General features: G+C 40.9%; 1 protein-coding gene. It reads right to left on the reverse strand.

Features of this window, described 5'->3' with window-relative positions:
- Positions 1 to 216, reverse strand: a 216-nt coding sequence (locus SB749_RS20375) for a hypothetical protein (RefSeq protein ID WP_410711910.1), incomplete at its 3' end; no start/stop codon positions are given.
- Positions 217 to 247: the final 31 nt, after the last annotated feature.

Genomic DNA, 247 nt, shown 5'->3' on the forward strand with positions numbered 1-247 from the left:
AGGCGGCAGGCGAAAAGCGGAGCGTATTTTGTTCCTAGTTTTTTCGTCGTATTCTAAAAAGAGCGCATCCTCTTGCAGGATCTCTGCTAAGGATTTAAAGTTCACTTTGACATTTGATACATCTTCTTCACCTGTTAACCCTTTTTCCGTCGGAAGACCTTCTACTTCAAGCAATAAAAATTTATGGGCATGATCAGATCCTTCAATATCGTCCATATAATCCTGAAGCTGCTGATAGGACGATTCT

The sequence above is a fragment of the Brevibacterium sp. SIMBA_078 genome (genome assembly GCF_046534565.1).
In the GTDB taxonomy this organism is placed as follows: domain Bacteria; phylum Actinomycetota; class Actinomycetes; order Actinomycetales; family Brevibacteriaceae; genus Brevibacterium.